General features: G+C 64.2%; 25 protein-coding genes. 14 read left to right on the forward strand and 11 right to left on the reverse strand.

Features of this window, described 5'->3' with window-relative positions:
• Window positions 1-87: 87 nt before the first annotated feature.
• Window positions 88-666 carry a TetR/AcrR family transcriptional regulator gene (locus J1M86_RS16225; protein ID WP_075838702.1) on the forward strand — a complete coding sequence of 193 codons (579 nt, stop codon included), beginning with the start codon at window positions 88-90 and terminating at the stop codon, window positions 664-666.
• A gap of 13 nt (window positions 667-679) precedes the next feature.
• Here J1M86_RS16225 and J1M86_RS26440 read toward each other — a convergent pair whose 3' ends face one another.
• Both J1M86_RS26440 and J1M86_RS16230 read right to left on the reverse strand, forming a co-directional pair.
• Window positions 680-940: a helix-turn-helix domain-containing protein gene (locus tag J1M86_RS26440; RefSeq protein WP_274611713.1), complete on the reverse strand. Its 261-nt coding sequence runs from the start codon at window positions 938-940 to the stop codon at window positions 680-682.
• Window positions 941-1,043: 103 nt separating this feature from the next.
• Window positions 1,044-2,675, reverse strand: coding sequence for an ABC-F family ATP-binding cassette domain-containing protein (locus tag J1M86_RS16230; protein WP_206510646.1), 1,632 nt, complete (start codon window positions 2,673-2,675; stop codon window positions 1,044-1,046).
• A gap of 166 nt (window positions 2,676-2,841) precedes the next feature.
• Here J1M86_RS16230 and J1M86_RS16235 point away from each other — a divergent pair, with 166 nt between their 5' ends.
• Genes J1M86_RS16235 through J1M86_RS16245 form a run of 3 tightly spaced genes read left to right on the forward strand, consistent with a single transcriptional unit; the run spans window position 2,842 to window position 5,806 of the window.
• A complete protein-coding gene (locus J1M86_RS16235) occupies window positions 2,842-3,630 on the forward strand; it encodes an SDR family oxidoreductase (protein WP_206510647.1) in 789 nt (262 codons plus the stop codon).
• Window positions 3,627-4,805, forward strand: a complete 1,179-nt coding sequence (locus J1M86_RS16240; RefSeq protein WP_307786660.1) for a lycopene cyclase family protein — start codon at window positions 3,627-3,629, stop codon at window positions 4,803-4,805. The genes J1M86_RS16235 and J1M86_RS16240 overlap by 4 nt, the downstream gene beginning before the upstream one ends.
• 5 nt (window positions 4,806-4,810) lie before the next feature.
• Entirely contained in the window at window positions 4,811-5,806 is a 996-nt protein-coding gene (locus J1M86_RS16245) for a Ku protein (RefSeq protein WP_206510648.1), read from the forward strand.
• Window positions 5,807-5,833: 27 nt separating this feature from the next.
• On the opposite strand, the gene J1M86_RS16250 is transcribed toward J1M86_RS16245, so the two are convergent.
• The 7 genes from J1M86_RS16250 to J1M86_RS16280 are packed head-to-tail and all read right to left on the reverse strand — an operon-like array spanning window position 5,834 to window position 12,286.
• Window positions 5,834-6,271, reverse strand: a complete 438-nt coding sequence (locus tag J1M86_RS16250) for a metal-sulfur cluster assembly factor (RefSeq protein WP_241260173.1) — start codon at window positions 6,269-6,271, stop codon at window positions 5,834-5,836.
• Between the two features lie 2 nt (window positions 6,272-6,273).
• Window positions 6,274-6,771 (reverse strand): Fe-S cluster assembly sulfur transfer protein SufU, encoded by a 498-nt coding sequence (gene sufU / locus J1M86_RS16255; protein WP_075838684.1) that lies wholly within the window; start codon window positions 6,769-6,771, stop codon window positions 6,274-6,276.
• Window positions 6,771-8,063 (reverse strand): cysteine desulfurase, encoded by a 1,293-nt coding sequence (locus J1M86_RS16260; protein WP_206510649.1) that lies wholly within the window; start codon window positions 8,061-8,063, stop codon window positions 6,771-6,773. The genes sufU and J1M86_RS16260 overlap by 1 nt, the downstream gene beginning before the upstream one ends.
• Window positions 8,064-8,065: 2 nt before the next feature.
• Window positions 8,066-8,842: a Fe-S cluster assembly ATPase SufC gene (gene sufC, locus J1M86_RS16265; protein ID WP_075838683.1), complete on the reverse strand. Its 777-nt coding sequence runs from the start codon at window positions 8,840-8,842 to the stop codon at window positions 8,066-8,068.
• A 29-nt stretch (window positions 8,843-8,871) separates the two neighbouring features.
• Window positions 8,872-10,095: a Fe-S cluster assembly protein SufD gene (gene sufD / locus J1M86_RS16270; protein ID WP_206510650.1), complete on the reverse strand. Its 1,224-nt coding sequence runs from the start codon at window positions 10,093-10,095 to the stop codon at window positions 8,872-8,874.
• A complete protein-coding gene (gene sufB / locus J1M86_RS16275) occupies window positions 10,092-11,537 on the reverse strand; it encodes a Fe-S cluster assembly protein SufB (RefSeq protein WP_206510651.1) in 1,446 nt (481 codons plus the stop codon). Before sufB ends, sufD begins: the two co-directional genes overlap by 4 nt.
• Complete coding sequence (locus J1M86_RS16280; protein ID WP_075838699.1) at window positions 11,534-12,286, reverse strand: metalloregulator ArsR/SmtB family transcription factor; 753 nt, start codon at window positions 12,284-12,286, stop codon at window positions 11,534-11,536. Before J1M86_RS16280 ends, sufB begins: the two co-directional genes overlap by 4 nt.
• A 303-nt stretch (window positions 12,287-12,589) precedes the next feature.
• On the opposite strand from J1M86_RS16280, the gene mptB reads away from it, so the two are divergent.
• Genes mptB through J1M86_RS16300 form a run of 4 tightly spaced genes read left to right on the forward strand, consistent with a single transcriptional unit; the run spans window position 12,590 to window position 17,031 of the window.
• Complete coding sequence (mptB, locus tag J1M86_RS16285) at window positions 12,590-14,218, forward strand: polyprenol phosphomannose-dependent alpha 1,6 mannosyltransferase MptB (RefSeq protein ID WP_307786688.1); 1,629 nt, start codon at window positions 12,590-12,592, stop codon at window positions 14,216-14,218.
• On the forward strand, window positions 14,215-15,159 hold the full coding sequence (locus J1M86_RS16290) for an ABC transporter ATP-binding protein (protein ID WP_206510652.1): 945 nt from the start codon (window positions 14,215-14,217) through the stop codon (window positions 15,157-15,159). Before mptB ends, J1M86_RS16290 begins: the two co-directional genes overlap by 4 nt.
• A complete protein-coding gene (locus J1M86_RS16295) occupies window positions 15,156-15,956 on the forward strand; it encodes an ABC transporter permease (protein WP_206510653.1) in 801 nt (266 codons plus the stop codon). The genes J1M86_RS16290 and J1M86_RS16295 overlap by 4 nt, the downstream gene beginning before the upstream one ends.
• Window positions 15,957-16,011: 55 nt before the next feature.
• Window positions 16,012-17,031, forward strand: coding sequence for a heme A synthase (locus J1M86_RS16300; RefSeq protein WP_206510654.1), 1,020 nt, complete (start codon window positions 16,012-16,014; stop codon window positions 17,029-17,031).
• Window positions 17,032-17,145: 114 nt separating this feature from the next.
• Here the strand turns inward: J1M86_RS16300 and J1M86_RS16305 are convergent, their stop codons facing one another.
• Window positions 17,146-17,523: a hypothetical protein gene (locus J1M86_RS16305; RefSeq protein ID WP_206510655.1), complete on the reverse strand. Its 378-nt coding sequence runs from the start codon at window positions 17,521-17,523 to the stop codon at window positions 17,146-17,148.
• A gap of 71 nt (window positions 17,524-17,594) precedes the next feature.
• On the opposite strand from J1M86_RS16305, the gene J1M86_RS16310 reads away from it, so the two are divergent.
• Complete coding sequence (locus J1M86_RS16310; protein WP_206510656.1) at window positions 17,595-18,560, forward strand: quinone oxidoreductase; 966 nt, start codon at window positions 17,595-17,597, stop codon at window positions 18,558-18,560.
• Between the two features lie 65 nt (window positions 18,561-18,625).
• Here J1M86_RS16310 and J1M86_RS16315 read toward each other — a convergent pair whose 3' ends face one another.
• Window positions 18,626-19,660: a heme o synthase gene (locus J1M86_RS16315; protein WP_206510657.1), complete on the reverse strand. Its 1,035-nt coding sequence runs from the start codon at window positions 19,658-19,660 to the stop codon at window positions 18,626-18,628.
• Window positions 19,661-19,977: 317 nt separating this feature from the next.
• Here J1M86_RS16315 and tkt point away from each other — a divergent pair, with 317 nt between their 5' ends.
• Genes tkt through pgl form a run of 5 tightly spaced genes read left to right on the forward strand, consistent with a single transcriptional unit; the run spans window position 19,978 to window position 26,409 of the window.
• Window positions 19,978-22,077 carry a transketolase gene (gene tkt / locus J1M86_RS16320; protein WP_206510658.1) on the forward strand — a complete coding sequence of 700 codons (2,100 nt, stop codon included), beginning with the start codon at window positions 19,978-19,980 and terminating at the stop codon, window positions 22,075-22,077.
• A 3-nt stretch (window positions 22,078-22,080) separates the two neighbouring features.
• Window positions 22,081-23,205: a transaldolase gene (gene tal / locus J1M86_RS16325; RefSeq protein ID WP_075838680.1), complete on the forward strand. Its 1,125-nt coding sequence runs from the start codon at window positions 22,081-22,083 to the stop codon at window positions 23,203-23,205.
• 3 nt (window positions 23,206-23,208) lie between these two features.
• Window positions 23,209-24,765: a glucose-6-phosphate dehydrogenase gene (zwf, locus tag J1M86_RS16330; RefSeq protein ID WP_075838679.1), complete on the forward strand. Its 1,557-nt coding sequence runs from the start codon at window positions 23,209-23,211 to the stop codon at window positions 24,763-24,765.
• Window positions 24,762-25,670: a glucose-6-phosphate dehydrogenase assembly protein OpcA gene (gene opcA / locus J1M86_RS16335; protein ID WP_187346723.1), complete on the forward strand. Its 909-nt coding sequence runs from the start codon at window positions 24,762-24,764 to the stop codon at window positions 25,668-25,670. The genes zwf and opcA overlap by 4 nt, the downstream gene beginning before the upstream one ends.
• The gene (pgl, locus tag J1M86_RS16340; RefSeq protein ID WP_206510659.1) at window positions 25,663-26,409 is read left to right on the forward strand and encodes a 6-phosphogluconolactonase; all 747 of its coding nucleotides are present in this window, start codon (window positions 25,663-25,665) and stop codon (window positions 26,407-26,409) included. Before opcA ends, pgl begins: the two co-directional genes overlap by 8 nt.
• Window positions 26,410-26,608 lie beyond the last annotated feature (199 nt).

The following is a 26,608-nucleotide window of genomic DNA, read 5'->3' on the forward strand; positions in this document are numbered from 1 at the left end:
GTGCTGCTTCCGGGCCCATCGTCCTTCGTGCACGTCCGCGAGAGCGCTCCGACCAAGAGCGCCTGTACCGAGAGTAGGAACGAACAGGTGCCCAAGGTCAGTGAAGACCAGTTGGCTGCGCGGCGGAGCGAAATCCTCGACGGTGCGCGAACATGCTTTGCCGAGTACGGCTACGAGGGCGCGACAGTTCGGCGCCTCGAGGACGCCACCGGTCTGTCACGGGGCGCGATCTTCCACCATTTCAAGGACAAAGACGGGCTGTTTCTCGCTCTCGCGCAGGAAGATGCTCGTCGAATGGCCGAGGTGGCAGCGACCCAGGGTCTGGTGCAGGTGATGCGGGACATTCTCGAGCAACCCGATCGCTTCGAGTGGCTCGGAACGCGGCTCGAGATCGCGCGAAGGCTACGAACCGATCAGGACTTCAGAAGGAGCTGGGCGGAGAAGTCGGCCGAGTTGACCGACGCCACTCACGCACGCCTCGAGCGGCAGAAGACTGCAGGTCGTCTGCGGGACGACATCCCCCAGGACGTCATGGTCGACTACCTCGATCTGGTACTCGACGGCTTGGTCGCGCGTATCGCATCCGGTCAAGGTGGCCACAACCTATCGGCGGTGCTCGACCTCGTCGAGGAATCGGTGCGCAAGAACGACACATCGGCGTCGTAGCAGCGACGTTTCGCTACAGCGCGCGCTTTCGGTTCGGTCCGCCGCGCGAGCGAAGTACGGTGCCTGATTCTTCCAACACTCTGTGCACGAATCCGTAGGATCGCCCGGTACTTTCGGCCAATGACCGAATGCTGGCGCCGGCCTCGTATTGCGTCTTCAGCGTCGACTGAAGACGGTCGCGCGAATCACCGGTGATACGAGTACCTTTGGCGTACAACCGAGACGAATCGCGGCCTTCGCCGGATCCGGCTTTTCGCGCTCGCGTTACCGCCATGGTCCCTCCAGTCAGCGACACACCACTTACTGAGACCCCCGTGTAACAAGGGTAGAGGACGAGCTCGTCGGCCAGGGACGAACAGCCGAATCCGTTGCGAGGATCAGGCGAGCTGAATGAGCTCGAGGTATTCCTGTGACCAATGGTCCTCGGTGCCGTCCGGCAACAAGATGACTCGTTCGGGTGAGAGAGCCTCCGCGGCACCGGGATCGTGTGTGACCAGAACGACGGCGCCCTTGTAGCTGCGCAGTGCATCGAGGACCTGCTCACGCGAGATGGGGTCGAGGTTGTTGGTCGGCTCGTCGAGGAGCAGGACGTTGGCGGCTGAGGAGACCAATCCGGCGAGCGCCAGACGAGTCTTCTCACCTCCGGACAGGGTGCCGGCCGGCTGCTCGAGCTGGGGCCCGGTGAACATGAACGCACCCAACAACGAGCGAAGCTCCTGTTCGCCGGTATCGGGGGCCGCGTGACGAATGTTCTCCCACACCGAGGCGCGATCGTCGAGAGTGTCGTGTTCCTGCGCGAAATATCCGATCCGCAGACCGTGGCCCGGTTCGATCTGCCCTGAATCCGAACGCTCGGTGCCGGCCAGAATACGCAGCAGCGTCGTCTTGCCTGCACCGTTGAGCCCCAGAACCACCACCCGGCTACCGCGGTCGATTGCGAGATCGACGCCTGCGAAGATCTCGAGCGAGCCGTACATCTTCGTCAGGTTCTTGGCCATGAGCGGCGTCTTCCCGCATGGGGCAGGCTCCGGGAACCGAATGTGCGCCACCTTGTCGGACACGCGTTCCGCATCGAGATTGGCCATCAGCTTGTCGGCGCGCTTGGCCATGTTTTGTGCGGCAACAGCCTTGGTGGCCTTGGCGCCCATTTTCGCAGCCTGGACGCGAAGTGCACCAGCTTTCTTCTCCGCATTCGCGCGCTCGCGTCGACGCCGCTGCTCATCGGTGGCGCGGGCGTCGATGTACTTCTTCCAGTTCATGTTGTAAATATCGGCTTCACCGCGAACGGCGTCCAAGAACCACACGCGGTTCACGACATCACCGAGAAGCTCGACATCGTGACTGATGACGATGAGACCACCCTCGTGATTCTGGAGAAATCCACGCAGCCAGGTGATCGAGTCGGCGTCGAGGTGGTTTGTCGGTTCGTCGAGCAGCAGTGTGGTGTCCGACCGACCGCCACTACCATCGGAGGCGGAGAACAGGATGCGCGCAAGCTCGACGCGTCGGCGCTGACCACCGGAAAGAGTGCGCAGCGGCTGGCCGAGGATGCGATCGGGCAAACCGAGACTGTTCGAAATTCTCGCTGCTTCACTTTCGGCCGCGTACCCACCGAGCGAGGAGAAGGTGTCCTCGAGTTCGCCGTATTTGCGTACTGCTTTGTCCAGCCGAGCCTCGTCGGCAACCTCGGCCATCAGGGCCTGTTGCTTCTCCATCTTGTGCAACAGAGTGTCGAGTCCGCGAGCAGAGAGCACTCGGTCACGCGCAAGAACGTCCAGATCGCCTTCCTTGGGGTCCTGCGGCAGATAGCCCAGGTCGCTCGTACGGACGACCGATCCGGCGTACGGCTCACCCTCACCGGCCAGGATGCGCAAGGTGGTGGTTTTGCCTGCCCCGTTCCGTCCGACCAGACCGATTCGATCGCCCGACTGGATTCGAAGGGCGGGTCCGGGAGCAGTGAGCAACGTGCGGACACCGGCACGAACTTCCAAGTCGGTGGCGGTAATCACGCGTGAACTCCTAGCGATTGTCGATCATGTGCAGAACTGTTGCCGACCGTACCGGCTGCGATCCGAATCGATGATGGCCTGCAGCGGCCCGAGCAACCACTCATTTTAACCCCCTGCGCAGCGTGCTTCGACCATCTCGGAGGGTGACCCCGGTAACGTCTGGCGCATGAGCGACGCGAGGACACATCACGGCATGGATCTGACCGGCAGAACGGCGCTCGTCACCGGAGCCAGCCGAGGTATCGGAAAGGCCGTCGCCGCCGAGCTGCTGCGCCGCGGCGCCAATGTGACGATCACCGCCCGCAAGCCCGAACCGCTCGCCGAAGCCGCACGCGAACTGCAGACCGCCGCCGCCGGGGACGCCGAGGTGCTCGCACTACCGGGCAACGCGGGCGACAGCGATTCGAGAGGCCGTGCCGTGGCCGACACCATCGACAAGTTCGGCTCGCTCGACATTCTCATCAACAACACCGGCATCAATCCGGTGTACGGCGCGCTGATGGACGCCGACCTCGATGCCGTGAAGAAGCTGTTCGACACGAACGTCGTGGCTACCCTCGGATTCGTGCAGGAAGCATATCGAGGTTGGATGGGCGAACATGGCGGCGCCATCGTCAATGTGGCCAGCGTGGCAGGCCTTCGCTCCACGGGCGTCATCGCCGCGTACGGCGCATCGAAGGCTGCTCTCATTCGGCTCACCGAGGAACTCGCGTGGCAGCTCGGCCCAGCCATTCGGGTGAACGCAGTCGCGCCGGGAGTGGTCAAGACCAAGTTCGCGGAGGCGCTGGTCGCCGCCGGCGAGAATGCGGCCGCCTCGGTGTATCCGATGAAACGGCTGGGCACTCCGGAGGACGTTGCGAGCCTCATCGGGTTCCTCGTCTCCGAAGAGGCGTCGTGGATCACCGGCGAGACGATCCGGGTGGACGGCGGGTTGCTCGCAACCGGCGGACTGTGAGCGCTCCGTTGCCAGGCTCGCACAGCGCCGAAGTGGTCGTCCTAGGTCTGGGACCGGCCGGTCGTGCCCTGACTCATCGTGCCGCCGCTGCGGGCTTGGACGTCATCGCGATCGATACGCACCCGGCGAGGCGCTGGACTCCGACGTACTCCGCGTGGTTGGACGAGCTGCCCGAGTGGCTGCCGCGTGCCGTGATCGCGTCGGTAACCGATACACCGGCGGCTTGGACCACCAAACGTCACGCCATCGACCGCACCTACTGCGTGCTCGACACTTCTGCCCTGCAAGATGCGCTCACGGCCCCGACGGCACGGACCCTGACCGGCACGGCCGCCGCCGTCACTCCGACATCGGTGATTCTCACCGACGGGACACTCATCCGGGCTCGGACGGTTGTCGACGCGCGCGGGTCCACCGGTGTGGCCGGCCTCGCCGAGCAGACCGCGTTCGGGGTGATCGTCGATCGCGAAATCGGTGAACCGGTGCTGGAGGGGTCGGGCGCCTGGTTCATGGATTGGCGCCCGGACAACGGCACCGATTCCGCCGACGTGCCCAGCTTTCTCTATGCGGTCTCGCTCGGACCAGACTCGATTCTCCTCGAGGAGACCTGCCTCGTGGGTAGGCCTCCGCTCGACCCGAGAGAACTGCACGCGAGACTGCAGACGCGATTGGCCAATCGAGGTGTCACCTTGGCAGGCACCGAGGACATCGAGCGTGTTCGGTTTCCGGTACAGGCGCCGCCCCGCGAGCCTGGCGAGCGCGGAGTGCTGCGGATCGGTGCCAGGTCCTCGGCGATGCATCCCGCGACCGGCTACAGCGTCGCCGCTGCACTCGGCGCCACTGACGGCGTCGTCGATGCGTTGCGCACGCAGCGTCGGACCAGATCGGTGTCGACCTGGGCGGTGGGACGTCTGCGTGATCTGGGGCTCAGGACCACCCTGGGTCTCGCCCCCGAGTTGGTGCCAGAATTCTTCGCGAGCTTCTTCGACCTACCGACCTCGCTGCAGAGGGCTTATTTGTCCGGACGTTCCGATGCCGTCGGCACGGCTCACGCAATGACGAGAATGTTCCCGTCATTGCCCACTGCGGCACGCCTGGCGATTGCGCGCACCCTCATCGGAAAGGGAAATCGCGGCACAAAGGTCGACATCCCGGTCGTTTCTCGGGAATCATGAGTCCCATGCGTTCCATTTGGAAGGGTTCGATCGCCTTCGGGCTCGTCAACGTCCCCGTCAAGGTCTATTCGGCGACGGAAACGCACGACATCCGATTCCACCAGGTGCATGCCAAGGACGGCGGACGGATCAAGTACGACCGAATCTGTTCCGAATGCGGCAATTCCGTGCAATTCGCGGACATCGACAAGGCCTACGACTCCCCCGACGGCGACCGAGTCGTGCTCACCGACGAGGATTTCGACAAGCTGCCTGCAGCGGAAAAGCACGAAATTCCGGTGCTCGAGTTCGTTCCGACCGAACAAATCGATCCGATCATCTACGACAAGAGCTATTTCCTGGAGCCGGATTCGTCCTCGCCCAAGGCGTACGTCCTCCTTCGTCAGACCCTGCTCGAGACCGAACGCACTGCACTGGTGCACTTCACCCTGCGCCAGAAGACGCGTCTGGCCGCACTGCGCGTGCGCGGAGAGACACTGGTGATCCAGACCCTGCTGTGGCCCGACGAGGTGAGAGCAGCAGAGTTCCCCTCGCTCGACGATGCCCCGAAACCGCGTCCGCAAGAAGTGAAGATGGCGACCACCCTGGTCGAGAGCATGTCCGCCGATTTCGATCCCACCGAATACACCGACGACTACCAGATCGAACTGCGCAAGCTTATCGACGACACCATCGCCAACGGCGGCGAAAAGGTCTTCCACACCGAACAGCAGTCCTCCGACGACGGCGAGGATGCCGAGGTCGTCGACCTGGTCGCCGCGCTTCAACGCAGCGTGGAGGCAGCCGGCAGGAATTCCAAGACCGAGCCGGAGCATGCCACGGCGAAGAAGACTGCCCCGAAGAAGACCACCGCGAAAGAGACGCCTTCGAGCAAGACCGCCGCAAAGAAAGCACCAGCCAAGAAGGCAGCGGCAAAGAAGACCACGGCCAAGAAGCCTGCCGAGAAGAGCGCGGACGAAGGCACCGACACGAAAACGACCCAGGCTCGCAAAGGCGCGTAAGCCTGGGTCGTATCGGCGGAGACTGCGTCAGACGGTGAAACCGAGCGCCCTGAGCTGCTCACGCCCGTCGTCGGTGATCTTGTCCGGCCCCCATGGCGGCATCCAGACCCAGTTGATCTTGAGGTCGGCGGCAAGGCCACTTCGAACCAACGCACCTCGCGCCTGATCCTCGATGACATCGGTCAGCGGACAGGCCGCCGAGGTCAGGGTCATGTCCACGGTCACGATGTCCTCGGCGTCGATCTTGATGTCGTAGACGAGTCCGAGATCGACGACATTGATGCCCAGTTCGGGGTCGACGACGTCGCGCATCGCCTCCTCGAGATCTTCGAGGACCTTGATCTCCTCCAGAGACAATTCGGCTGGAGTCGATTCGGCTGGGCTGGATTCGGCTGGGTTGGATTCGGCTGGGTTGGATTCGGCTGGGGTCGATTCCGTCGGCTGTGTTTGCTGCGTTTCGGTCATGTTCACTGTCCTCCGGATCGTGCGGATTCCTCGTCGTTTTTGCGCCCTGTAGATCCTGCAGGGGCCTCCACTATGCGAACAACCGCATCCTTGAAAGCCATCCATCCCAGAAGTGCACACTTCACACGAGCCGGATACTTCGATACTCCGGCGAATGCAATTCCGTCTCCGATGACATCGACGTCACCGTCGACGCTACCCCTGCTACCCACCATCGCACTGAACGCGTCGACGACTGTCAACGCCCGCTCGACTGGTAGGCCCACCACCTGGTCGGTGAGGACCGACGTCGCTGCCTGACTGATCGAACAGCCCTGACCGTCGTAGGAGACGTCGGCAACGATTCCGGCGTCGTCGATGTGGACCCGTAGGGTCACTTCGTCGCCGCAGGTGGGGTTGACGTGGTGAACCTCGGCACCGAACGGTTCGCGCAGACCGCGCCCGTGGGGATGCTTGTAGTGATCGAGGATCACCTCTTGATACATCTGCTCCATACGCATCAGACGGACGCTCCGCTCAGGAAGAACTGTTGCGCCCGCTCGATGGCCGCGACGAGCACATCCACCTCGTCGAGTGTGTTGTACAGCGCGAAGGACGCCCGTGCCGTGGCTGCGACATCGAAACGCCGATGCAGTGGCCAAGCACAATGGTGTCCGACACGAATGGCAACCCCTTCGTCGTCGAGGATCTGGCCGAGATCGTGTGCGTGGACGCCGTCCACGACGAACGACACCGCGGATCCTCGCTGGACGTTGTCGGTCGGCCCGATCACCCGCACGCCGTCCAGCGAGGCGAGCTTCTCCAGTGTTTTCGCCACCAGCGCGTGCTCGTGTGCGGCGATGGCATCCATACCCACCCGCTCGAGGTATCGCACTGCCGCGCCCAACCCGACCACCTGGCTCGTCATCGGCACGCCGGCCTCGAACCGCTGGGGAGGCGGAGCGTACGTGGACTTCTCCATCGTGACGGTTTCGATCATCGAACCACCCGTGATGAACGGCGGCATCGACGCGAGCAGCGCGGCTTTCGCGTAGAGCACGCCGACCCCGGACGGCCCGAGCATCTTGTGCCCCGAGAACGCGGCGTAATCGACGTCCAATTCGTGGAAGTCGACGCTCATGTGCGGAACCGATTGACATGCGTCGAGCACCACGAGCGCCCCGACAGCGCGTGCCCTCCGGACCAATTCCTGCACCGGTGCGACTGCGCCGGTGACGTTCGACTGGTGGGTGAACGCAACAACCTTCACCGCGTCGGTCAGCTCGAGTGAATCGAGGTCGATGCGGCCTTCGTCGGTGACGCCGTACCAGCGCAGCGTCGCTCCCGTTCGCCGCGCCAGCTCCTGCCACGGCACCAAGTTCGCGTGGTGTTCGAGTTCGGTGATCACGATCTCGTCACCCGGGCCTACGTGACGGTCGAACCTGTCGTCACCGAGAACGTGAGTGACGAGATTCAACGCTTCCGTAGCGTTCTTGGTGAAGACGATCTCGTCGACGTGCGCACCGACGAATGACGCAATCGCAGCGCGGGCGTCCTCGTAGGCGTCCGTGGCCTCCTCGGCGAGCTGATGCGCCCCGCGATGCACCGCCGCGTTGCACGTGAGCAGGAAATCACGTTCGGCATCGAGCACCTGAACAGGACGCTGCGATGTCGCTCCGGAGTCCAGATAAACGAGGGGCTTGCCGTCCCGGACCGTTCGGCCCAGGATCGGGAAGTCCTTCCGTATCGATGCGACATCCAATCTCGCTGCAACATCAGATGCAGCGCCCGAAGAAGCTGCAAGTGCAGCCATGATCACGCTCCCGTTGTCGCGGCCTCGGTGAACGCGGTGTAGCCGTTCGACTCCAGCTCGTCAGCGAGTTCCGCGCCACCGGACTGGACGATCTTGCCGCCGACGAACACGTGCACGAAGTCGGGCTTGATGTAGCGCAGGATCCGCGTGTAGTGCGTGATCAGCAAGACGCCGCCGTCTTCGCGCTCTTTGTACGAGTTGACGCCCTCGGAGACGACCCGCAGAGCATCGACGTCGAGACCGGAGTCCGTCTCGTCGAGAATTGCGATCTTCGGCTTGAGCAATCCGAGCTGAAGGATCTCGTGGCGCTTCTTCTCGCCGCCGGAGAAGCCCTCGTTGACGCTGCGCTCAGCGAACTCGTCCTTGATGTCGAGCTCAGCCATGGCCGCCTTGACCTCTTTGACCCAGAGCCGCAGCTTCGGTGCATCGCCGCGAACAGCGGTGGCCGCGGTGCGCAAGAAGTTGGACATCGACACCCCCGGCACCTCGACCGGGTACTGCATCGCGAGGAACAGGCCGGCCCGCGCGCGCTCGTCGACGCTCATCTCGAGCACGTTTTCACCGTCGAGGGTGATGGTGCCCGAGGTGACCTTGTACTTGGGGTGACCCGCGATCGCGTACGACAGCGTCGACTTCCCGGATCCGTTGGGTCCCATGATGGCGTGTGTTTCGCCGGACTTCACCGTCAGATCGACACCGTTGAGGATGTTGATCGACTCGGCGGTGACATCGGTGTTGGCGACGCTGACGTGCAGGTCGCGGATTTCGAGCGTGGACATGAAATTCCTTAGCAGTCTCGTGTGATGACTCAGGCGCCGGTGATGGCGAGTTCGGCCTCGATCGCGGCGTCGAGGCGCTCGCGGACCGCGGCAACGGGGATGCGGTCGATGATCTCGTGGAAGAAGCCGCGCACGATCAACCGGCGCGCCGCCGACTCGGAGATCCCGCGTGCCCGCAGGTAGAAGAGCTGCTCGTCGTCGAATCGTCCGGTCGCGCTGGCGTGACCGGCACCGAGGATCTCCCCGGTCTCGATCTCGAGGTTCGGTACCGAGTCGGCGCGCGCCCCATCGGTGAGCACGAGGTTTCGGTTGAACTCGAAGGTGCTGGTGTCCTCCGCCTCGGCTCGGATGAGCACGTCGCCGATCCAGACGGTGTGAGCATCGACTTTGCCGGGGCCCGTTTCGCCCTGCAACGCACCCTTGTAGAGCACGTTGGACTTGCACTTGGGCGCAGTGTGGTCGACGAGGAGCCGCTGTTCGAGGTGCTGCCCGGCGTCCGCGAAATAGACACCGAGCAGTTCGGCGTCACCACCCGGGGCGTCGTAATGCACGGTGGGGCTCACGCGAACCAGATCGCCGCCGAGGCTGACGTTGTAGTGACGCAGCACCGCATCGCGGCCGAGCCGCAGATGATGCGCTCCGACGTGCACGGCGTCGGACTCCCAGTCCTGGATCAGCACGACCGACAAGTTCGCGTTGTCACCGAGGACGAACTCGATGTTCTCCGCGTATGTCCCGCTACCGACCTGGTCGATGACGACGGTGGCCTTCGCGAACGCACCGAGGCGCACCTGGAGGTGCCCGAAGGCGACGCCGTCGACGCCCGGTCCGGTGACCGTGATCTGCACCGGCTCCTCGACCTCGGTCTCCGTTCCCACGGACACGACCGTTGCCTGGCTGAAGAACGAGTACGCCTGCGCGGAAATACGATCCGCCGGGACACCGGCAACGCCGAGGCGTGCGTCGTCACGACCGACCGTTTCGACCGTCACACCGTCGGTGGCAGCAACAGCGATGTCGGCTTCACCGGTGGCAACCGCCGAGCCGTCGTGCAAGCCGCGGAGTCGACGCAACGGAGTGAAGCGCCAGAGCTCGTCACGTCCCGACGGAATCTCGAAGGCATCGACGTCGTAGGAGGTGAACTGCGCGCCCTTGTTCGCAACCAGCTTCGACTTGTCTTCTTTCGCGCCGACGACCGTGCTCGGGTTCTCCGAGGCAACAGCGCCCTGGACTCCTGTAAGTGGGTTGCTCAACCGACCGATCCTTCCATCTGGAGCTCGATGAGCCGGTTGAGTTCGAGCGCGTATTCCATGGGGAGTTCACGCGCGATCGGCTCTACGAACCCGCGCACAACCATGGCCATCGCCTCGTCCTCGGTCAGACCGCGACTCATCAGGTAGAACAGCTGATCGTCGCTCACCTTGGACACGGTCGCCTCGTGACCCATCGAGACGTCGTCCTCACGGATGTCGACGTAGGGGTAGGTGTCCGAACGCGAGATCGTGTCGACGAGCAGGGCATCGCACTTGACCGTCGAACGGGAGCCGTATGCGCCCTTGTTGATCTGAATGAGACCGCGGTAGGAGGTACGACCGCCACCTCGGGCGACCGACTTGCTGACGATGTTCGAGGACGTGTGCGGCGCCAGGTGCAGCATCTTCGAACCCGTGTCCTGGTGCTGGTCCGGGCCGGCGAACGCGACCGAGAGAACCTCACCCTTGGCGTATTCCCCCGTCATCCACACCGCCGGGTACTTCATGGTGACCTTGGAGCCGATGTTGCCGTCGACCCACTCCATCGTCGCGCCTGCCTCAGCCTTCGCGCGCTTGGTAACCAGGTTGTAGACGTTGTTCGACCAGTTCTGAATGGTCGTGTAGCGGCAACGGCCGCCCTTCTTGACGATGATTTCCACCACGGCGGAGTGCAACGAATCCGACTTGTAGATCGGCGCGGTGCAGCCCTCGACGTAGTGCACGTAAGCGCCCTCGTCGACGATGATCAGCGTGCGCTCGAACTGACCCATGTTCTCGGTGTTGATCCGGAAGTAGGCCTGCAGCGGGATGTCCACGTGGACGCCCGGCGGGATGTAGATGAACGATCCACCGGACCACACCGCGGTGTTCAGTGCGGAGAACTTGTTGTCGCCTGCGGGGATGACGGTGCCGAAGTACTCGCGGAACAGCTCCGGCTGCTCCTTGAGTGCGGTGTCGGTGTCGAGGAACAACACACCCTGCGCCTCGAGATCCTCACGGATCGAGTGGTAGACCACCTCGGACTCGTACTGAGCGGCGACACCGGAGACCAGGCGCTGCTTCTCCGCCTCGGGGATGCCGAGCTTGTCGTACGTGTTCTTGATGTCCTCCGGCAGGTCCTCCCACGTCGCAGCCTGCTTCTCGCTGGAACGCACGAAGTACTTGATGTTGTCGAAGTCGATTCCGTCGAGGTTGGAACCCCAGTTCGGCATGGGCTTGCGATCGAAGGTCTTGAGCGCCTTCAGGCGCGCCTCGAGCATCCACTCGGGCTCGCTCTTCTTGTCTGAGATGTCTCGAACCACTGCCTCGGAAAGGCCACGCTTCGCGCTCGATCCAGCAACGTCGGAATCGGACCAGCCGTAGCCGTACGTGCCCAGGGACGCGATGGTCTCGTCCTGAGTCATCGGCGATGCGGGCGCCACCTGATCGGGTGTGACAGTCATGCGAGCTCCTTCCGGAGGCTTGTGCGCGTGCCGGTGCGAGGCTGTGCACCGGGAGTTGCTGAGTTGGAAGTGGTGTTCAGCGGTACGTGCGTCGTGCAAGCACAGTCGCCGTTCGCGATGGTCGCGAGACGTTGCACGTGTGTTCCCAGCAGATCGGAGAATGCCTTACGTTCCGCGTCGCACAGTTCGGGGAACTCCGATGCGACATGCGAAACGGGGCAATGATGCTGGCAGATCTGGACGCCGTTGCCGACGACGCGTGTGGAGGCAGCAAACCCGGCGGCCGTGAAGGCGTCGGCGATTCGCTCGGCGGTCTGCTCGACATCGGCCGGACGATCACCGCCTGCAGGCTCCACGTCGGCGACGATGGCGTCGACGCGCTCTCTTGCGAACGTCTCGATCGCGGCGTCACCGCCGATGATGCGCAATTGCCGCATTGCGGCACCCGCCAGATCGTCGTAGGTATGCCCGAGCCTGCTGCGGCCGATGGCGGTGAGTTGAAAGTGCTTGGCCGGGCGACCGCGTCCGCGACGACGAAGTGCTGCCGACGGGGCTATGCGCGCCTCCCCGTTGTCGATCAGTGCGTCGAGGTGACGTCGAACACCGGCTGCGCTGAGACCGAGCCGTGTTCCGATGTCGGATGCGGTGATCGGACCCTCTTCGAGCAGCAGCGCGACCACTGCACCTCGTGTCTGGCCGTCGTGGGCGTTGGACCCTGTGTGACCTGCGACAGCCCGCGTCTGCCGCAAGGCGTCTGCACCCACACGACGCTGAACGTCGGCATCGACGTCCCCGCGCGTGGAACTGGCTGATGTTTTCACAACACCAGTGTGACGGAATTACGCAGAGCGGTCCAGCAAGGGTGCCCTTCGTCGTCGGCGCTGCCAGGGACCGGAGTCCGCACCGCTACGCTGCCAAGCGTGCCACCGACCGCAGACGATCAGAACGCCGGGACATCGCCGACGCCGTCTGCGGTTCGACCGGAGGCGAGCGCCGCTCCCGTTGGCACCGCGTCGCGCCTGCAACAGCTGACTCGACCGGTCAGTCGCCTCATCGGCCTCGATCCCGACCAGCGGCAATCGAAAGTGTCGATCCTGCACGGTGACGAGCACGAATCACCCGGCCTGAACGAAACCGAGACGGTGCAGCTGCGCAGAGTCCGGCAGTTCGGTGCGGCCGGAGCAATCCTCATGGCTGTCGGGGCGCTCGGGGCGGGCGCCCAGCCCGTGCTGCAAAACCCCGTGGTGGGCATCCGGATACTCAGCCTTCCCTCACGTATGGCGAGCACGGCGCTGACGGTGACAATGACCGGCACCGTCATGGTGGTTCTCGCATGGCTTCTACTCGGCAGATTTGCGGTCGGGCGCCTTCGTCACGGCCCACCACGAAGACTGACCCGGTCGCAGCTGGACCGCACTCTGCTGCTGTGGATCCTGCCGCTGTGCGTTGCGCCGCCGATGTTCAGCAAGGATGTCTATTCCTATCTCGCGCAGAGCGAGATCACCGCGCGCGGACTCGACCCGTACCAAGTCGGTCCCGCCGGCGCACTCGGGGTCGACAACGTGCTGACCCGGACGGTGCCCAACATCTGGCGCGACACACCGGCGCCCTACGGTCCGCTGTTTCTGTGGATCGGCCGCGGCATCACCTGGTTGACCGGCGAGAACATCGTGTCCGGGATCTTTCTCCATCGCATTCTCGCGCTTGCGGGGATCGCCCTGATCGTCTGGGCGCTACCCCGGCTCGCGCGTCGATGCGGCGTCGCGGCAGTCAGCGCGCTCTGGCTGGGAGCAGCCAACCCCCTGCTGCTCTTTCACCTCGTCGCCGGCATCCACAACGAAGCCATGATGATCGGGTTGATGCTCGCCGGAACGGAATTGGCTCTGCGGGCGATCGAATCCTCCGCGCCGATTCGCCGCACTTCCCTGTGGTTGCTCTTGTCCGGGGTGGCGGTTATCGCACTGGCGGCCACGATCAAGATTCCAGCGTTGCTGGCACTGGGATTCATCGGCATGGCACTCGCGCGTCGATGGGGTGGATCACTTCGGGCGGTACTGACATCGGCGGCACTGCTGGCCGCGATCGCTGTCGTCGTCATCGGCGGAGTAAGTGTCGTCAGCGGCCTCGGTTTCGGGTGGATCAATACCTTGAACACCGCCAGTGCGGTCCGAAGCTGGATGTCGCTACCCACGATTCTGGGACTCGGCACCGGTTTCGTCGGAGTTCTCCTCGGCCTCGGCGATCACACGACCGCTGTGTTGAGTCTCACGCGCCCGATCGCCGCCGTGGTCGCCGGGTTCATCGCACTGCGGATGTTGGTCGCAGTGCTGAAAGGACGCGTGCACCCCGTCGGGGCACTCGGCGTCTCGCTCGGCGCACTCGTATTGCTCTTTCCCGTCGTGCAGCCCTGGTACCTGCTCTGGGCCGTCATCCCGCTCGCGGCGTGGGCGACGACCCGGGCGTTCCGCGGGCCGGCAATCGTCGTCTCCTCGATCGTGAGCGTCATCCTGATGCCCAACGGCAGTGAGTACTTGCCGTTCCAGATCGTTCAGGCTGCGGTGATGACGATTCTGACCATCGGAATTCTGTACCTGGCAACACGGTCGTCTCTTCCGTGGCGCCCGCACACCGGACCGTCGACACCGGACCGGGTCGGTGGGGAATACGCTGGTTCCTCGTGATCGCCCAGGCGCCGAAGTCGGCGCAGCCCGCAGTCCAGGTAACCGATGTCCGCAAGTCGTACGACGGAGTGCCCGCGGTCGACGGGCTCGGGTTCATCGTGGAACAGGCTCAGGTGCTTGCGCTCCTCGGTCCGAACGGCGCGGGAAAGACCACCACCGTGGAGATGTGCGAGGGGTTCGTCACGCCGGACTCGGGTTCGGTGCGGGTGCTCGGCCTCGACCCGATCACGCAGTCTTCCCAGCTCAGGCCACGTATCGGCGTGATGCTGCAGGGCGGCGGGGCCTACCCAGGCTCGAAGACCGGGGAAATGCTGCGACTCGTGGCCTCGTACTCGGCAAACCCGCTCGATGCCGATTGGCTGCTCGACTGCCTGGGACTCGAGCAGGCAGTGCACGTTCCGTACCGGCGACTGTCCGGTGGTCAGCAGCAGCGCCTCGCCCTCGCGTGCGCAATCGTCGGCCGCCCCGAACTCGTCTTTCTCGACGAACCGACCGCCGGCCTCGACGCCCAAGCGCGACTGCTCGTCTGGGAATTGATCGATGCCCTTCGTCGAGACGGTGTCAGCGTCCTGCTGACCACGCACCTGATGGACGAAGCCGAGCAACTGGCCGACGAACTCGTCATCATCGATCACGGGAAGATCGTCGCCTCTGGCACCGCATCGGAGTTGACCAAACAGGGCGCGGAAGGTCGGCTGCGATTCACCGCGCCACCCGGACTCGAACTCTCGCTACTCGATGCAGCGCTTCCCCCCGGCTATCGCCCGGTCGAGGAAACCCAGGGCTCGTACGTCATCGAGGGTGTCATCGAGCCACACGTTCTCGTCACCGTCACCACCTGGTGCGCCGAGCAGAATGTCCTGGCCACCGAATTGCAGGTCGATCAACGACGATTGGAAGACGTGTTCCTCGAGCTGACCGGCAGGGAGTTGCGGAGATGACCTCGCGCAAGGATGTCCGTCTCGCCGACAACCGGTTCGCGGCCGGACAGTTCACACCCGCGCCGCGGGCGAGTTCGCCCGTGGCCATGCTGTCGGCGCAGTCGACCCTCGAACTGAAGTTGCTGCTGCGCAACGGTGAGCAACTTCTCCTCACCTTGTTCATCCCGATCACCCTCCTGATCGGACTGACTCTGCTGCCACTGGGGGCGATGGGCGATCACCCCGTCGACCAGGTCGTTCCCGCTGTCATGATGGTCGCGGTGATGTCGACGGCATTTACCGGCCAAGCGATCGCGGTGGGGTTCGACCGTCGTTACGGTGCACTGAAAAGGCTCGGCGCCACCGCGCTCCCCAAATGGGGCATCATCGCGGGCAAATCGACAGCTGTACTGTCCGTCGTCATTCTGCAATCGGTGGTGCTGGGCGCGATCGGTGTCGGCCTCGGCTGGCGGCCTGCCCTGGAGGGGCTACTCCTCGGCGCGATCGTCATCGCCCTGGGAACAGTCACCTTCGCGACCATGGGTCTGTTGCTCGGCGGCACACTACGCGCAGAAATCGTGCTGGCTCTGGCGAACATCCTCTGGTTCATCATGTTGGGCATCGGCTCGCTCGTCGTTCTTGCGGACGATCTCCCGATGGCCCTGCACACCGTAGCGAGACTGGTTCCGTCCGGTGCTCTCGCCGAGGCACTCGGTCAGGCCGTCGACGGGTCCTGGGACTGGTTCGGCGTCGCTGTTCTCACCGGCTGGGCAGTGCTGTGCGGATCGATGGCAGTGCGAACCTTCCGATTCGTCTGATCGAGCATACGGGGTCAACGACGCCGTGTAGTTGTGCGGCGATTACCATCGCTAGGTGCTGTATCGAGCGTTCTTGAGCCTTGTCGACCGGTTGCCGTTGCCATCGTTGCGGACCCAGAAAATACTGGCGATCATCGTCATCCTCACCCAGGGCGGTATCGCGGTGACGGGCGCGATCGTGCGAGTCACGGCGTCGGGCCTCGGCTGTCCGACCTGGCCACAGTGCTTTCCTGGCAGCTTCACCCCGGTCGGAGTGGCCGAGGTCCCATTCCTGCACCAGGCAGTCGAGTTCGGCAACAGACTGCTCACCTTCGTCGTCGTGCTCGCGGCCGCAGCTGTCGTGTTGGCGGTGACTCGGGCACGCCGACGGCGCGGGGTCCTGCGGTTCGCCTGGTTCATGCCGCTCGGTACCGTCCTACAGGCGATCATCGGCGGATTCACCGTGCTGACAGGTCTGCTGTGGTGGACCGTCGCCATCCACCTCGTCGTCTCGATGGGAATGGTGTGGCTGGCGACCCTGCTTTACTTCAAGGTGTGTGAACCAGACGACGCGACGGTTGTCGTAGGCACAGTTCCCGAGCCGCTGCGCTTGCTCACTGGGCTGTCGGCCATCCTGCTCGCGGGCGTTCTCGTGGCCGGCACGATGTTGACCGGAGCCGGGCCACATGCGGGCGACAAGAGCATCGAGGAACCGGTCCCCCGCCTCGAGGTGGAAATCGTCACCCTCGTGCACCTTCATTCCCAGCTGCTCGTGGGCTACCTGGCACTACTGGTCGGACTCGCTTTCGCCCTCTACGCGGTGCGGGCACCCGAACCGATCACCAAGCGCCTGAAGATTCTGATCGGAGTCGTCCTCGCACAGTCACTGGTCGGGGTCGTGCAGTACTGGACTGACGTGCCGGCTGCGCTCGTGGCGATCCACGTCGCCGGTGCTGGGATATGCACCGCCGCAACGGCCGCAGTGTGGGCCGCCAGCCGTACTCGGACCTACGGACAGGACGCCGAGGCCGCACAGAAGCCACCGGCATCGGTCGGTCCGGCAGCGGGCGGTCCTGCAACGACAGAGGAGAGGTAGCCGGTCTCCCCCTCAGATGACCGACTACCTCTCCACTTGATTCGACGCGCCGAACCGCCCAGCGGTTCCATCGATCGCCGTATTTCTTGACGAGAATGCTGCCCGGTACGACTCTTATTCAGCGAACGATGCGTTTCGTGCCGCAGGGAAGCGCTTCTGATTGGCGACCCATCCCGCCATCTTGCGGTAGTGCCCGGGCGCCGGATTGACGGAACTGACGAGCTCGCGATCCCACTCGGCTTCGGTCAGCGAGTCGACCGAAGCGAGGACAGCGCGCGCGATGGCCTCGCTCTTGACAACCTGATCGCCCAGGACGCCGTCCGCACCGACCAGGGTGATCCGGTACCCGGCTCGGCCGATCGGTGCGATCACGACGCTGGCAGAGCCTCCGTGCTCTCCGACGAAGGTCTTCACTGCGGACAACACGCCGCCGGGTACCTTCACTTCTGCCGTCGCATCTTCTGCTGTGGTGTTCTTCGCTTCGGTCGCCATGAATCGACAATACCGCTCGGTAACAATGACGGCCGCACTACCCGCCGGAGTGCCGGTGTAGAAACGACACCATGCGTGCCATCGAAATTCGTGAGACCGGCGGTCCCGACGTTCTGCTCGTCGTCGATGTTCCCGATCCTGTCCCGGGGCCGGGTGAGCTCCTCGTGCGCGTGGAGGCTGCCGGGATCAATTTCATCGACACCTACTTCCGCAGTGGCCTGTACCCGCGCGAGCTTCCCTACGTTGCCGGAGCCGAGGGTGCCGGAGTGATCGAGCAGGTGGGCCCGTCGGTGACCGAATTCTGCGCCGGGCAGCGCGTGGCCTGGGCGACCGGCACCGGGACATACGCCGAAAAGGCTGTTGTGCCCTCGCATGTTGCCGTTGCAGTACCGGACGGAGTCCCCGCCGACAAGGCCGCCTCCACTCTGTTGCAGGGCATGACAGCGCACTATCTGCTGGAGTCGACGTATCCAGCAGCCGAGGGCGACTCGATCCTCGTCCACGCGGGCGCGGGGGGCGTCGGACTGATCCTGACGCAACTGGCCGCCGCCAAAGGCGTGCGAGTGATCACGACGGTGTCCACCGACGAGAAGGAGGCGATCTCGCGAGCCGCGGGCGCCGCCGAGGTGCTGCGCTACGACGACGATCTCGCGACGCAGGTGCGCTCCCTCACCGGCGGTGAGGGTGTCCATGCCGTATACGACGGCGTGGGCGCAGACACGTTCGAGCGCAGTCTCGCTTCGCTGCGCATCCGGGGAACACTTGCCCTGTTCGGCGCGGCCAGCGGCCCGGTGCCCCCGTTCGATCCGCAGCGTCTCAACGCGGCAGGCTCGCTCTATCTCACCCGTCCGTCACTGGCGCACTACATTCGCGACCGCAGCGAGCTCGAATGGCGTGCAGGTGAGGTGTTCAAAGCAGTCTCGGACGCGGTGCTCGACATCCGAGTGGGCGCGCGATATCCACTGTCCGACGCAGCCTCGGCGCACAGAGACCTGGAAGCGCGGCGGACCACCGGGTCGATCGTGCTCGTCCCGTAGACGCTCACCCGCGACACGCGCGGGGCCGAAATCGTATTCAGCCGGACCGATCAGTCGAACAGCTCTCAGCCGAGCAACTGTGCGAGGGTGTCCCACCCGATCACGGAGTCGACAGCCAAACCGCAGAAGACCAAGGCCAGATACTCGTTGGAGAGAATGAAGAGCTTCAGCGGCCGGACCGGAGTCCCGGCGCGAACTCCGGCGTACAAACGGTGCGCAACTACGAGGAACCAGATGCCGGAGGCGACGGCCACGACGGCGTAGATGATGCCCGACCCGGGCGTCAGTGCGAGCGTCGCTGCGACTGTGGCCCAGGCGTACAGAACGATGTGTTTGGTTACCTTCGTCTCGGAGGCCACAGCGGGCAGCATGGGCACGTTGGCGGCCTGGTAATCCTCCTTGTACCGGAGCATCAGGGCCCAGGTGTGCGGGGGCGTCCACAGGAAGATCACCATGAACATCACCACGGCCTGCCAGCCGATCGTCCCGGTCACAGCCGACCAACCGATCATCACGGGCATGCACCCGGCCGCGCCGCCCCACACGACGTTCTGTGAAGTCCTGCGCTTGAGCACCAGCGTGTAGACGAAAATGTAGAAGCAGATGGTCACGACCGCCAGCACGCCGGACAGCAGGTTCGTGGTGAGCCAGAGCCAGAAGAACGAGATGACACCCAGGGTCACACCGAACACGAAGGCGTGCGATACCGGCATCGCGCCGCGGGCCAGCGGCCGTTTGGCGGTGCGGGCCATGACTTTGTCGATATCCGCATCGGCCACCATGTTCAGGGAGTTCGCGCTGGCCGCAGCCAACATTCCACCGAACAGGGTGGTCAAGATCAGCATCGGCTGCACCTGACCACGATCGGCCAGGAGCATCGCCGGGATCGTGGTGACAAGGAGTAGTTCGATGACGCGCGGCTTGGTCAGCGCCACATACGCCATGAACAGCGCCAATGCGCGCCGAGGGGCAGACTCGGCCGGTGCTGATGCCGTCGTATCGCTGACAGCATCTCCTGACTGTGTGTCACCCGCTCGGGAGGCGCCTGCCCGAGAGCTGCCTGCGAATCCGTGGCCGCCCGGCTGCTGCCCAATTCGCACTACGTCTCCTTGCACGGGCTCGACACATGAACTTTCGGGTGCGCCCTCGATATCGACCCCAACGGCCGAAAGGGCGCACTACTACAAGCGATGGTAGACGTCGCCCAGCTCCTCACCAATTCGCAGGGCACCCAAAGCCACCGCACGGGCGATGCCAGGCGGCCAGTCGCCCGGTCCTTCGGCGTCCTTCGACGACGGGGGGGAAGGCACGACAGCAGGCACTAACGGAACTAGGCTGGTAGCAGGCGTGTTTTTCGATCCACCCCGATCGGGCACGCATTGACCTCAACCGCACCAATGTCAGGAGATCTCTGCTCGTGTCGATCACAGACGATATTGACGTCCTCACCACGGCGCACCACCCCAGCGACTGGACGGACCTGGATACCAGGGCGGTCGATACCGTCAGAGTCCTCGCTGCGGACGCGGTACAAAAAGTCGGCAACGGTCACCCCGGTACGGCGATGAGCCTCGCTCCACTCGCCTACACACTCTTCCAACGCACGATGCGCCACGACCCGACGGATACGCACTGGATCGGACGCGATCGCTTCGTCCTCTCGTGCGGGCACTCGAGCTTGACGCTCTACATTCAGCTGTACCTCGGCGGTTTCGGTCTCGAGCTCGCCGACATCGAAGCGCTGCGTACCTTCAAATCGAAGACGCCCGGCCACCCCGAGTTCCGGCACACCGACGGTGTCGAGATCACAACCGGCCCGCTCGGCCAGGGTCTCGCCTCGGCAGTCGGTATGGCCATGGCCTCTCGTCGCGAGCGCGGGCTGTTCGACCCGGAACCCGCACTCGGCGAAAGCCCGTTCGACCACTTCATCTACGTCATCGCATCCGACGGAGACATCGAGGAGGGCATCACCTCCGAGGCATCGTCGCTGGCAGGCACACAGCAGCTCGGCAACCTGATCCTGTTCTACGACGACAACAAGATCTCCATCGAACACGACACCGACATCGCCCTGTCCGAGGACGTCGCCAAGCGCTACGAGGCGTACGGCTGGCACGTGCAGGTCGTCGAAGGCGGCGAAAACGTCACCGCCATCGAAGAGGCCATCGAGGCAGCGAAAGCCGTCACCGACAAGCCGTCGATCATCTGTCTGCGCACCATCATCGGCTTCCCGGCACCCACGATGATGAACACCGGCGCCGTGCATGGCGCCGCGCTGGGCGACGAAGAAGTCGCAGCGGTGAAGAATGCACTCGGATTCGACCCCGACAAGACGTTCGAGGTCACCGACGAGGTCATCGCGCATACCCGCGCGCTGCAGGAGCGCGGTCGCAAGGCGCACGCGGATTGGAACGAGGCATTCCAGGCCTGGGCCGATCGCGAGCCCGAGCGTCGCGCACTCCTCGACCGCCTCACCGCCGGCGACCTCCCCGCAGGGTGGACCGAGGTCCTCCCCACCTGGGAGCCAGGCAGCAAGGCCATCGCGACGCGCGCGGCATCAGGTGCCGTCCTCAATGCCGTCGGACCGGTTCTCCCCGAACTGTGGGGCGGCTCCGCCGACCTCGCCGGCAGCAACAACACCACCATCAAGGGCGCCAAGTCCTTCGGTCCGACATCGATCTCCACCGACGACTGGGACGCCGAGCCCTACGGCCGCACCCTCCATTTCGGTATTCGCGAACACGCGATGGGTGCAATCCTCTCCGGAATCGTGATGCACGGCCCCACCCGCGCGTACGGCGGCACGTTCATGCAGTTCAGTGACTACATGCGTCCTGCGGTACGACTGGCCTCACTGATGGACATCGACCCCATCTACGTGTGGACCCACGACTCGATCGGCCTCGGCGAGGACGGACCGACGCACCAACCCGTCGAACATCTGGCAGCGTTGCGGGCCATCCCGAATCTGTCGGTCGTGCGACCCGGTGACGCGAACGAGACGGCCTTCGCATGGCAGTCCGTCCTCGCGAGGTCGAGCAGCAGCGGTCCAGTCGGACTCGCACTGACCCGCCAGGGAATCCCGATCCTCGAGGGCACCAACTACGAGGGTGTGTCCAAGGGCGGCTACATCCTCGTCGAATCATCGAAGGCAGCGCCGGACGTCGTCCTCATCGGCACGGGTTCGGAACTGCAGTACGCAGTCGAGGCGAGAGAGCAGCTCGAGGCTCAGGGTATCGCTGCGCGCGTGGTCTCCATGCCGTGCGTGGAGTGGTTCGAGAGCCAGGATCAGAATTACCGCGACCAGGTCATTCCGCCCACGGTCAAAGCACGTGTTTCCGTCGAAGCCGGCATCGCGATGCCGTGGTACAAGATCGTCGGTGGCTTCGGCGAAATCGTCTCGCTCGAGCACTTCGGCGAATCCGCGGATGCCAAGACGCTCTTCCGCGAGTACGGCTTCACCGCCGAGGCCGTGACCGCCGCCGCGCAGCGCTCGATCACCAACGTGAAGGGATAAATCATGACCCAGAACAAGAATCTTGCAGACCTGTCCGCGGCCGGAGTTTCCGTCTGGCTCGACGACCTCTCCCGCGACCGCATTTCCTCCGGCAACCTGCAGGAGCTCATCGACAGCAAGTCCATCGTCGGAGTCACGACGAACCCGTCGATCTTCCAGGCTGCGCTGAGCAAGGGCGAGGCATACGACGCGCAGGTCAACGAGCTCGCCGAGCGCGGTGCCGACGTCGACGCCACCATCCGTACGGTGACCACCGACGACGTTCGCAACGCCTGCGACATCTTCGCGCCGGTGTACGAGTCCTCGGCCGGAGTCGACGGACGCGTGTCGATCGAGGTCGACCCTCGTCTGGCACATGACACCGAGGCGACCATCGCCCAGGCTGTCGAACTGTGGAAGATCGTCGATCGCCCCAACGTGCTGATCAAGATCCCGGCCACCGAGGCGGGTATACCGGCAATCGCCAAGGTCATCGGCGAGGGCATCAGCGTCAACGTCACGCTGATCTTCTCCGTCGAGCGGTACGAAGCCGTGATCGGCGCCTACCTGGACGGACTGGAGGCGGCCCGAGCCGCCGGCCACGACCTGTCCACGATCCACTCGGTGGCATCGTTCTTCGTCTCCCGCGTCGACACCGAGATCGACGCGCGGCTCGACAAGATCGGTACCCCCGACGCCGAGGCGCTCAAGGGCAAGGCTGCGCTCGCGAACGCTCGCCTGGCCTACGTTGCCTACCAGCAGGCGTTCGAGGTCGCTCCGCGCTTCCACGAACTCGTCGGCTCCGGCGGCCGCCCGCAGCGTCCGCTCTGGGCATCGACCGGAGTCAAGAACCCTGCCTACCCGGACACGCTGTACGTCACCGAACTGGTTGCCCCCAACACGGTCAACACCATGCCCGAGAAGACTCTCGACGCAGCGGCCGACCACGGTGCGATCAACGGGGACACCATCTCCGGCAAGGGTCCGGAATCCCAGGCGGTGTTCGACGAGCTTTCCGCGATCGGCATCGACGTCACGGACGTTTTCCTCACGCTCGAGAACGAGGGTGTCGAGAAGTTCGAGGCGTCCTGGACAGAACTGCTGGAGGCCACCGGCGAGCAGCTCCGCCAAGCCGGCCAGAAGAGCTGATACGTGAACACCGCAGACTCGAACCTCAAGGATCAGGCGGAGTGGCACAACCCGCTTCGTGACCCTCGTGACAAGAGATTGCCCAGGATCGCCGGCCCGTGCAGCCTGGTCATCTTCGGCGTCACCGGAGATCTTGCTCGCAAGAAGCTCATGCCTGCGGTGTACGACCTGGCGAACCGGGGGCTCCTACCCCCCGGTTTCGCCCTGGTCGGATTCGCACGCCGTGAGTGGGGCAAGGAGGACTTCGCGCAGGTCGTTCATGACGCCGTCCGCGATCATGCGCGCACTCCGTTCAGCGAGGAAGTGTGGAGCACTCTCGCCGAGGGCTTCCGTTTCGTGCAGGGATCGTTCGATGACGACGAGGCTTTCGACGAGTTGTCACAAACCCTGCTCGAACTCGACCGAACCCGCGGTACCGGCGGTAATCATGCGTTCTACTTGTCCATCCCGCCGGGAGCATTCCCGGTAGTGCTCGAGCAGCTTTCGCGTTCGGGGTTGGCCGAGGGCGACGCCGACAAGTGGCGTCGAGTGGTCATCGAGAAGCCCTTCGGTCACGACCTGCAGAGCGCCAAGGAACTCAATGCGGTGGTGAACAGAGTGTTCCCGGAGGACAGGGTCTTCCGCATCGATCATTACCTGGGCAAGGAGACGGTCCAGAACATTCTTGCGTTGCGCTTCGCCAATCAGCTCTTCGATCCCATCTGGAATGCGCACTATGTCGACCACGTCCAGATCACCATGGCCGAGGACATCGGACTGGGAGGACGCGCCGGGTACTACGACGGGATAGGCGCAGCGCGCGATGTGATTCAGAATCATCTGCTGCAATTGCTCGCCATCACCGCGATGGAAGAACCCGTCAGCTTCAGCCCGTCCGAACTCCAATCCGAGAAGATCAAAGTGCTCTCGGCGACGAAACTCGCGGAGCCACTGGAGGAAACGGCAGCGCGTGGGCAATACACCGGAGGCTGGCAGGGCAGCCAGAAGGTGAGCGGTCTCAAGGAAGAAGAAGGATTCGACTCCGAGTCCAGCACGGAGACCTACGCGGCCATCACCCTCGAGGTCGACACCAGACGTTGGGGCGGCGTGCCGTTCTATCTGAGAACCGGCAAGGCACTGGGACGGCGGGTCACCGAGATCGCCATGGTCTTCAAGCGGGCTCCCCACCTGCCCTTCGACGCGACCATGACCGAGGAACTCGGGCAGAACGCGCTCGTCATCCGAGTTCAGCCGGACGAGGGCGTCACCATGCGCTTCGGTTCGAAGGTGCCGGGTTCGAGTATGGAGGTCCGCGATGTCAGCATGGACTTCAGCTACGGGCAAGCATTCACGGAGTCCTCGCCGGAGGCCTACGAGCGGTTGATCCTCGACGTATTGCTCGGTGAGCCGTCGCTGTTCCCGGTGAACGCCGAGGTCGAATTGTCCTGGAAGATCCTCGACCCCATCCTGGATTTCTGGGCAGCAGGTGGCACTGCCGAGCCGTACGAAGCCGGGACCTGGGGCCCGAGCTCCGGCGACGAAATGATGCATCGAACCGGACGAGAGTGGAGAAGGCCGTGATAGTCGACATTCCCGCCACCACGACCGCCAAGGTCGGCAAGAAACTGGTCGAGCTACGCGAGTCGGGTGGCGCAGTCACCATCGGTCGGGTGCTCACTCTCATCGTCGCCAGCTCTGACAACGACAGAGCCGAGCGAGCGATCAGGGCTGCGAACGAAGCAAGCCGCGAGCATCCCTGCCGTGTCATCGTGCTGACCCATGGTGATCGGACGGCCGAATCGAGCCTGGACGCACAGATCCGTGTCGGTGGCGACGCCGGTGCCTCCGAGGTCGTCGTGCTTCGACTCAACGGTGAACTGGCCGATCACGAACACAGCGTCGTGATTCCGTTTCTGTTGCCGGATACACCCATCGTTGTCTGGTGGCCGGACCAAGCTCCCGAGGTGCCGGCGAAAGACCCGCTGGGCCGCCTGGCCAAGCGTCGTATCACCGACGCCACGAACGCACCGGACACCACCGCGGCGATCAAGAGCAGGCTTTCCAGTTACACCGCCGGTGACACCGACCTGTCGTGGAGTCGAATCACCTACTGGCGCGGGCTCCTGGCCACAGCGCTCGACCAAGCACCTCACGAGGACGTCGTATCGGCCACCGTCTCGGGGTTGGCCGAGGAACCGGCCCTCGACATCCTCGCCGGGTGGCTCGCCGCCAAACTCGGCATCGAAGTGCATCGCCGAACAGGCGAGCTGAAGGTCGAGCTGCAACGCCGGACCACGAGCATCTCCCTCACCCGACCTCAGACCGGAAAGACCGCGACACTGCGACGCACCGGCCAGCCCGACTCCGAAGTGGCCCTCGCCCGACGCGGAACACGCGAGTGTCTCGCCGAGGAGTTGCGCCGTCTCGATACCGACGACATCTACGAACTGGCCCTGAACGGACTGTCGAAAGTGAGCTATGAGTAAGACTTCGGTATTGCAGTACCTGGATTCGCAGGCACTCGTCGATGCGGCACGGTCTCGCTTCGTCGATGTTGTCACAGCAGCTCAGCAAGAACGCGGCTCGGCGTCGATCGTATTGACAGGCGGTGGCACAGGAATCGCGCTGCTAGAAGAACTACGAAAAGACTCGGGCTCCATCGACTGGGCCAACGTCGACATCTACTTCGGCGACGAACGTTTCCTCCCGGGCGGTGACCCGGAGCGCAACGAGGTGCAGGCGTCGGAGGCGCTCCTGGACCATGTGGACGTCCATCCCGATCGTGTGTTTCGCATGGCAGCATCCGACGGCCCGCACGGAAACGACCCGTATGTCGCGGCCGCCGCGTACGCCCAGATACTGGGGTCGCACTCGGACGGAGAGCACACGCCTGCCTTCGACATCCACCTCCTCGGAATGGGCGGCGAAGGACACATCAACTCGCTCTTTCCCCATACCGATGCGGTACGCGAGAAGGTCCACTACGTCGTGGCGGTCGAGGATTCCCCCAAGCCGCCGCCAGTTCGAATCACGCTCACCCTGCCCGCAATTCGACGAGCCAAGCATGTGTGGCTGTTGGTAGCAGGAACCGGGAAAGCGGAGGCCGTCGCCGCCGCCGTAGGGGGTGCCGATCCGGACGACATTCCGTCCGCGGGCGCAACAGGCTCGGAATCTACTGTGTGGTTCCTCGACTCGGGCGCTGCGTCCCACCTCGACAACGACTGACGGCCCAGGGGCTGTGCGCGGCGCCGATTCCGAGATACACCGATCTCGAACTACACCGAATCGGCGCCGCCGTCGTCCGAAGCCCGACTCTGCCTGAGATCGTTGTTCCAGAGCTCGACAGCCACCGGCTGATGAGGAACCGGCTTCTGCGGTACTGGTTCCGGGGGCACTAGTTTCGGGCTGTCTCTTATACACATCT

This window comes from Rhodococcus sp. KRD197 (assembly GCF_017168235.1).
Taxonomy (GTDB): domain Bacteria; phylum Actinomycetota; class Actinomycetes; order Mycobacteriales; family Mycobacteriaceae; genus Rhodococcoides.